The sequence below is a fragment of the Pedobacter superstes genome (genome assembly GCF_037622515.1).
GTDB classification, from domain to species: domain Bacteria; phylum Bacteroidota; class Bacteroidia; order Sphingobacteriales; family Sphingobacteriaceae; genus Paradesertivirga; species Paradesertivirga superstes.
The window spans coordinates 1-353 of sequence record NZ_JBBJCN010000025.1; the positions used below are offsets into that span (position 1 = coordinate 1).

Annotated in this window: 1 protein-coding gene; it reads right to left on the reverse strand. The window is 46.7% G+C overall.

Going from position 1 to position 353, the window contains the following annotated elements; all coding sequences use genetic code 11:
• Nucleotides 1-353: condensation domain-containing protein (locus tag WG906_RS19345; protein WP_339994541.1), on the reverse strand; the 353-nt coding region annotated here is incomplete at both ends.

Here is a 353-nt window from a genome sequence, read left to right on the forward strand (position 1 = left end):
TGGGTGAACCCACACAAATATCTTCCTGTCCGCTATAGCGGTAAAGAAGCACATTAAAGGCTGACAGCAAGGTCATATACAGCGTAGCACCATGAGCATGGCTCAGGGTTTTTAATCCTTCGGCAATATCCTGGTCAATATCGAAGTGAAGCAGCGAACCACCGGTGCCTTGCACTGCCCGGCGGATATGATCGGCAGGCAGCTCCAGAGGTGATACGTTTTGTAATTTCTCTTTCCAGTATACTAACTTCTTATCCAGAACTTCTTCTTGTAAGATCTGCCGCTGCCATATCGCATAATCTGCGTATTGTAGTGGTAAAACCGGCAACTCAGGTTTACGCTGCTCTGTAAAT